This is a genomic window from Methylorubrum podarium, assembly GCF_022179745.1.
GTDB classification, from domain to species: domain Bacteria; phylum Pseudomonadota; class Alphaproteobacteria; order Rhizobiales; family Beijerinckiaceae; genus Methylobacterium; species Methylobacterium podarium.
In genome coordinates, this window is record NZ_BPRD01000445.1 from 1 (window position 1) to 6,022 (window position 6,022).

Consider the following 6,022-nt stretch of genomic DNA (forward strand, 5'->3'; position numbering starts at 1 on the left):
GGAGATCAAGGCCTCGCTGCGCGACGTCGCCAAGAGCGAGGCCTTGATCTCCTCGATCACCGCGTCCGAGGGCTTTTCGGCGACGCGGACCTCGGCGCGGACGATGCCCTTGGCCTCGCGCACCTTCTCGCGATAGGCGCGGATCATGTCCGGCAGGGCGAAAAGGCGGCGGTTGGCGGCCGCGAGCTTGATGAAGTTGGCGGCGAGCCCCGCGATGCCGGCGCGGTCGAGCAGGGCACCGACGGCGGCCGTCTGCTCCTCGGCCGAGAAGGCCGGGCTCTTCACGAGGCGGCGGAGATCCGCGCTTTCCTTGTAGAGCGCGTCGAACGCGTCGAGGTTCTTGGCGACGTCGTCGACCTGACCCTCGTCGCGGGCCAGCTCGTACAGGGCCAACGCGTAGCGACCCGCCACACCGGCCAGCAGGGGACCCTCGGAACCGTTCTGCGCCACCCGTCGCTCTCTCTTATCCTTGCCCGCCGGTCCCTTGCGCCCGCCTCGTGACGGCGGCGACTCAAAGTCCGTGGGGATTGGAATTGCACCGGGCACGGAAGGCCTTGAACGGTCTCCCCGCGGCGCGGCTGTCGCCTAGCATGCGTTCCGAGGGGGCGCAAGGCAACGTTAGGGCGATGGTGGGGCGGATCGAGGGCATGGCGAATGGCGGCGTGGGATCGTGGCGACCCCTCCGGCAGCAACCAAGCGGGATTCGCAGGTCGTTGAGACGCCCGTCATTCCGGGGCGCTGACGAGCGGACCCGGATCCGAAGGCGCGCGCCGGAGGCCTGCAATCTACCCGTGAGGCCACGCTGAGCCACGCATCATCACGGATGGATTCCGGGTTCCGCTGCGCGGCCCCGGAATGACGGCAGTGATGAGCCAGAGAAGTAACCGCAAGCGGGTCGCTCCAATGCCAAAGTCCGACCGCCCGGTCAGACCCAGCCCTGCAATTCCCGCCGCACCACGTGCTCGATCACGCGCATGCCGAGATCGGTGTCGTTGAGGCAGGGAATGTAGGCGAACTGCTCGCCGCCGTTCTCCTCGAAATAGTGGCGGTTCTCGCCGTCGAGTTCCTCCAGCGTCTCCAGGCAATCGGCGGTGAAGCCCGGCGCCACGATCGCCATGCGCTTGACGCCGGACTTGGCCAGAGCCTGCACCGTCTCGTCGGTGTAGGGCTTGAGCCATTCCTCGTTGCCGAAGCGCGACTGGAAGGTCACCCGCATCTGCTCGGGGCTGTAGCCCATCGCCTCGCGGATCAGCCGGCCAGTCTTGAGGCACTGGCAATGGTAGGGATCGCCCTTGAGCAGGTAGCTCTTCGGCACGCCGTGGAACGAGGTGAGGATCACCTCCGGCTCGAAGTCGAGCTTGGCCAGACCCTCGCGGATCGATCGGGCCATCGCCTCGATGTAGACGGGATCGTCGTGGTAGGGCGGCGAAACCCGGACGGACGGCTGCCAGCGCATCTGCATCAGCGCCTTGAAGGCCTGATCGCAGGCGGTGGCGGAGGTCGCCGCCGCGTATTGCGGGTAGAGCGGCACCAGGAGGATGCGGTCGCAACCCTGGTCCAGAAGCGCCTGGATGCGCAGGCTCACCTCCGGCTTGCCGTAGCGCATCGCCCAATCGACCACGACGGAATCGCCCATCGCCGCCTGCAGCTTCTCGCACTGGCCGCGGGTGATGGTCTTGAGCGGTCCCTCGTCGAGCGCGTTGTTCCAGATGCTGGCGTAGTCGCGGCCCTTCGGCCCCGGGCGCTTGGTCAGGATGATCAGGTTGAGGAGCGGCCACCAGATCAGCCGCGGCACCTCGATGACCCGGCGATCGGAGAGGAACTCCTTGAGGTAGCGGCGCATCGGCCAGTAGCTCGTCCCCTCGGGGGTGCCGAGATTCATCAGCAGCACGCCGACGCGGCCCGTCCTCACCGCGGGGTGGTCGGGCGGCAGGGCGGTGGGCGCGACCGGCACGGGATTGCGCAAGGGGTCGCGCAGGGGGTCGCGCAAGGGATCCCGCAGGAGAGTGTCAGGTTCGACGCGTTCGTTCATCGGGTTTCCGGTCACGGGCGTCCCGCCTTCCTCAACGCGGCCTCATGGCGGCAAGCTCACGGCGGCAAGCGATCCGGTTGTGCGGGCCGGCCGTTCGATCTAGAGCAGGCGGCTTTCCAAGGCCAAGACTCTCATCCGAGAGGGCGGCCCGTATCTCACGCAAACCCTTTGCCCGAAATCGCTCCGGAGGCCAGCGCGACATGCCGTCCCCCCGCTACTTCCTGAAGCACTTCGTGCCGTTCACCGGCTACCCCTACGAGGGAGCGCCGGCCGCGTGCAACCTGTGCGGATGCCGCGACGCCGTCACCGTGGCCGAGACCGACCGGCGGCTCAAGACCCTGCGCTCGATCGCCTGCACCCAGTGCGGCCTGATCCGCACCGATCCGATGCCGACGCCGGACGAGCTGGCCGCGTATTACGCGAGCGCCTACCGGGCCGACTACCAGCTCGCCTTCGCCGGCGGGCCGCCGCGCCACCACCTCAACCGCTCCGCCCGCGAGGCCAAGTTCCGCGCCGACCTGCTGGCGCCGAAGCTGAAGGCCGGGGCGCAGCTGCTCGATTTCGGCTCCGGGTCCGGCGAGTTCCTGGCGGAAGCCAAGAGCCGCGGCTGCGAGGTGATCGGCGTCGAGCCGGGGCGCGACTACGCGGCCTATGCCCGCGCGCATCACGGCGTCGAGGTGCTCGACGAGGCCGAGGCGCCGGATCGCTTCCCCGCCGGCCATTTCGACGTGATCTCGACGCACCACGTGCTGGAGCACCTGCGCAACCCGGCCGAGACGATGGAGCGGCTCGCCCGCTGGCTGAAGCCCGACGGCATCCTCTACGCCGCGGTGCCGAACATGGCCGCCACCGGCAAGCCGCCGCACGAGCGCTTCCACTTCGCCCATGTCCACGGCTACGTGCGCGAGACCTTCGACCTGCTCGCCCGCCGCGCCGGGCTGGTGCCGCATGCCGAGTACTGGCGCGAGGACACCACGGTGGTCTACCGCAAGACCGACGCGCCCGCCGTGCCGCTGAAGAATCCCGGGCTCGCCGACCGGCTCGCCGTCGACCTGAAGCCGATGTCGGCGGGGCTCTACTTCGCCTCGGGCGCGTGGATCCTGCCGGCGCTCCGGCGCAACGCCAAGGCGGTGCGGGACGGCCTCGCCAAGGACGCGCTCTCCAAGGATGGGGTCACCAAGGACGGGCCCACCAAGCGCTGAGCCGGCGATGCGTCCGACCCGTCGGCAAACCGTCGCCGGTCTCGGCGCGGGTCTTCTCGCGGCCGGCACCGGGGCGGCGCTCGCGGCGACGCCGACCTTCACCCTGCTCCTCGTCAACGACATCTACGCGATGGACGAGGCGGAGGGGCGCGGCGGCTTCGCCCGGCTCAACGCGGTGGTCAAAGCCGAGCGCGCCCGCGGCGTGCCGCTGCTCTACGCCCATGCCGGCGACTGCTTCTCGCCCTCGCTGATGTCGGGCTTCGACCGGGGCGCGCACATCGTCGAGCTCCTGAACCTGGCGCCGCCGGACGTGTTCGTGCCGGGCAACCACGAATTCGATTTCGGCCCGGCCGTCTTCGCCGAGCGCCGGCGGGAGGCGCGCTTCCCGTTCCTCGCCGCCAACCTGCGCGGGGGAGACGGCCAGCAGCTTCCCGGAATCGAGGATGCGCGGCTGATCACCCTCGGCGGCGTGCGCGTCGGCCTCGTCGGCATCGCCCTGCAATCGACGCCGGAGAAATCGCAGTCCGGGACCTTACGCTTCGGCCCCGAGATCGAGACGCTCGCCCGCGAGGCGGACGCCCTGCGCCGGGCCGGCGCGCAGATGATCGTCGGCGTCGCCCACACGGCGCGGCCCACCGACGACGCGATCGTGCGGGCGCGCCTCGTCGACATCCTGCTCTCGGGCCACGACCACGATCTCCTCGTCCACGACGACGGGCAGACGGTCCTGGTCGAGTCGAGCCACGACGCCCACTACGTCACGGCGATCGACGTCTTCGTCACGCCCAAGGATCTGTCAAAGGATCCGTCGAAGGATCCGTCGAAGGCCGGCGGCGTGCGCTGGCGCGCCGCCTTCCGCATCCACGACACCGCGGAGGTGACGCCCGACCCGGAGACGTCGGCGGTGGTGCGGCGCCTCGGGGGCGAGCTGTCGCGGGAGCTCGACGTCGTGATCGGCACGACGGACGGCGCCCTCGACAGCCGGATCGGGATGGTGCGGGCGCGGGAAGCGAGCTTCGGCGATCTCGTCGCCGACGCGGTGCGGGCGGGGACCGGCGCCGAGATCGGCCTGATGAACGGCGGCGGCATCCGCGGCGACCGGCTCTACCCGGCCGGCACCGCGCTCACCCGGCGCGACATTCTCTCGGAATTGCCCTTCGGCAACACCACCGTGCTCGTGGCGATCGACGGGGCGACCTTGGGCGCGGCGCTGGAGAACGGGTATCGCGATCTCGGCCGCCCCTCCGGCCGCTTCCTGCAGATCTCCGGAATCGAGGTCACGCTGGACCCGACCGCGCCGCCCGGCCGGCGCGTCGCGTCCGCGACCGTCGGCGGCGCGGCCCTCGACCCGGCCCGCACCTATCGCGTCGCGGCCAACAACTTCATGCTGGACGGCGGCAACGATTACGGGATGCTGGCCAGGGGCCGGGTCCTGATCGGCGGCACCGACGGACGGCTGCTGGCCAACGAGGTGATGGCCTATATCCGCGCCCGCTCGCCGCTCCCGGCGGAGACCGGGGGGCGGATCCGGGTGCTGCCGTGAGAGGGAACCGCCGATGACCGGACCCGTCGAGGCCGCGCTCGCCGCGTTTCGCGCCGGCGGCTCCCCCTGGCTCGACCTGCCCTTCTTCCGGGAGGGCGCCGCGGACCGGGTCGCGAAGCGGGTCGATGACCGCGTCGCCGCCGGGGCGACGGTGCTGCCGGAGCCCGCGGCGATCTTCCGCGCGCTGACGCTGACGCCCCTGCCCGCGGTGAAGGCGGTGATCCTCGGCCAGGACCCCTACCCCACGCCGGGCGACGCCAACGGGCTCGCCTTCTCCTACGTGGGAGGACGCCGCCTGCCGGCCTCGCTCAAGGTGATCCTGGCCGAGCTCGCCCCCGAGGGCGGCAAGCCCGACCTCTCCACCGGCGACCTCACGCCCTGGGCCGAGCGCGGGGTGCTGCTGCTGAATTCGGCGCTCACCGTGGAAGCGGGCAAGGCCGGCGCGCATCTGCGGTTCGGCTGGGCCCAGCTCACCGACGAGGCGGTGGCCGCCGTCTCCGAACACGCCGCGCCGGCGGTGTTCCTGCTCTGGGGCGCCCAGGCCCGGGCCCGCGAGGCGCTGATCGACACGCGCCGCCACGGCATCGTCGCCTCCGGCCACCCCTCCCCGCTCAACCGCGCCCGCGACTTTCCGGGCTCGCGGCCGTTCGACCGGGCGAATGCGTGGCTCGAAGCCCATGGCCGCGCGCCGATCGACTGGCGGCTGTGAGACATCCCCCGTCATCGCGAGGCGAAGCCGTGGCGATCCAGGGCGCGGCATTTCCGGAGGGGTCGCGCCCTGGATTGCTTCGGCTTCGCCTCGCAATGACGGCGCGGGACGAAAGCTGAAGCGATCGCCGGAAAGGGCGGACACTCTCTCCCCGCCAATGCGGAGCGCGCCGACGAAAAAGCCGCCCGGACCGGTTCGCGGTCGGGGCGGCTCGATCGGCTGAGACGGCCCGGTCAGGGCCTCGTCGGACGGAGTGTTACGCGGCGATCTTGGTCGCGGCGACGGTGTTCTCGTTGGCCAGCGTATAGGTGACGGCCGAGGCGGGAGCGCGGTCGGCGGCCTGGAGGCTGACCAACTCGCCGGCCGAGGCATGCGCGCTTCCCTCGATGCCGAAGCGCTCGGCCAGCAGCGCGACGAGGATCACGTTGGCGGCGGCGGTGGCGAGAATGACGAGGGCGATCATGGCGGGCAGGTCCGTTGGTGCGTTGCGATGCAGCGTATATCGCACCGCACACTGGTATCTGGTATACCAGATA

6 protein-coding genes are annotated in these 6,022 nt (G+C 70.8%); 3 read left to right on the forward strand and 3 right to left on the reverse strand.

Going from position 1 to position 6,022, the window contains the following annotated elements; all coding sequences use genetic code 11:
- Both atpH and hemH read right to left on the reverse strand, forming a co-directional pair.
- A partial coding sequence (atpH, locus tag MFF42_RS20315) for an ATP synthase F1 subunit delta (RefSeq protein ID WP_238257364.1) occupies window positions 1-450 on the reverse strand: 450 nt, incomplete at its 3' end.
- 475 nt (window positions 451-925) lie between these two features.
- Window positions 926-2,032, reverse strand: a complete 1,107-nt coding sequence (gene hemH / locus MFF42_RS20320) for a ferrochelatase (protein ID WP_238257365.1) — start codon at window positions 2,030-2,032, stop codon at window positions 926-928.
- Between the two features lie 200 nt (window positions 2,033-2,232).
- Between hemH and MFF42_RS20325 the strand changes: the two genes are divergently transcribed.
- The 3 genes from MFF42_RS20325 to MFF42_RS20335 are packed head-to-tail and all read left to right on the forward strand — an operon-like array spanning window position 2,233 to window position 5,486.
- Entirely contained in the window at window positions 2,233-3,234 is a 1,002-nt protein-coding gene (locus MFF42_RS20325; protein ID WP_238257366.1) for a class I SAM-dependent methyltransferase, read from the forward strand.
- A 7-nt stretch (window positions 3,235-3,241) separates the two neighbouring features.
- On the forward strand, window positions 3,242-4,777 hold the full coding sequence (locus MFF42_RS20330) for a bifunctional metallophosphatase/5'-nucleotidase (protein WP_238257367.1): 1,536 nt from the start codon (window positions 3,242-3,244) through the stop codon (window positions 4,775-4,777).
- 13 nt (window positions 4,778-4,790) lie between these two features.
- A complete protein-coding gene (locus MFF42_RS20335) occupies window positions 4,791-5,486 on the forward strand; it encodes a uracil-DNA glycosylase (RefSeq protein ID WP_238257368.1) in 696 nt (231 codons plus the stop codon).
- A gap of 256 nt (window positions 5,487-5,742) precedes the next feature.
- Here the strand turns inward: MFF42_RS20335 and MFF42_RS20340 are convergent.
- The coding region (locus MFF42_RS20340; protein ID WP_238257369.1) for a hypothetical protein at window positions 5,743-6,022 on the reverse strand (280 nt) is incomplete at its 5' end.

Excerpts from the sequence above, each read along its gene's own strand:
- MFF42_RS20335 (WP_238257368.1), top strand. The coding sequence starts at position 4,791 with ATGACCGGACCCGTCGAGGCCGCGCTCGCCGCGTTTCGCGCCGGCGGC.
- MFF42_RS20325 (WP_238257366.1), top strand. The coding sequence starts at position 2,233 with ATGCCGTCCCCCCGCTACTTCCTGAAGCACTTCGTGCCGTTCACCGGC.
- MFF42_RS20330 (WP_238257367.1), top strand. The coding sequence starts at position 3,242 with ATGCGTCCGACCCGTCGGCAAACCGTCGCCGGTCTCGGCGCGGGTCTT.
- hemH (WP_238257365.1), bottom strand. The coding sequence starts at position 2,032 with ATGAACGAACGCGTCGAACCTGACACTCTCCTGCGGGATCCCTTGCGC.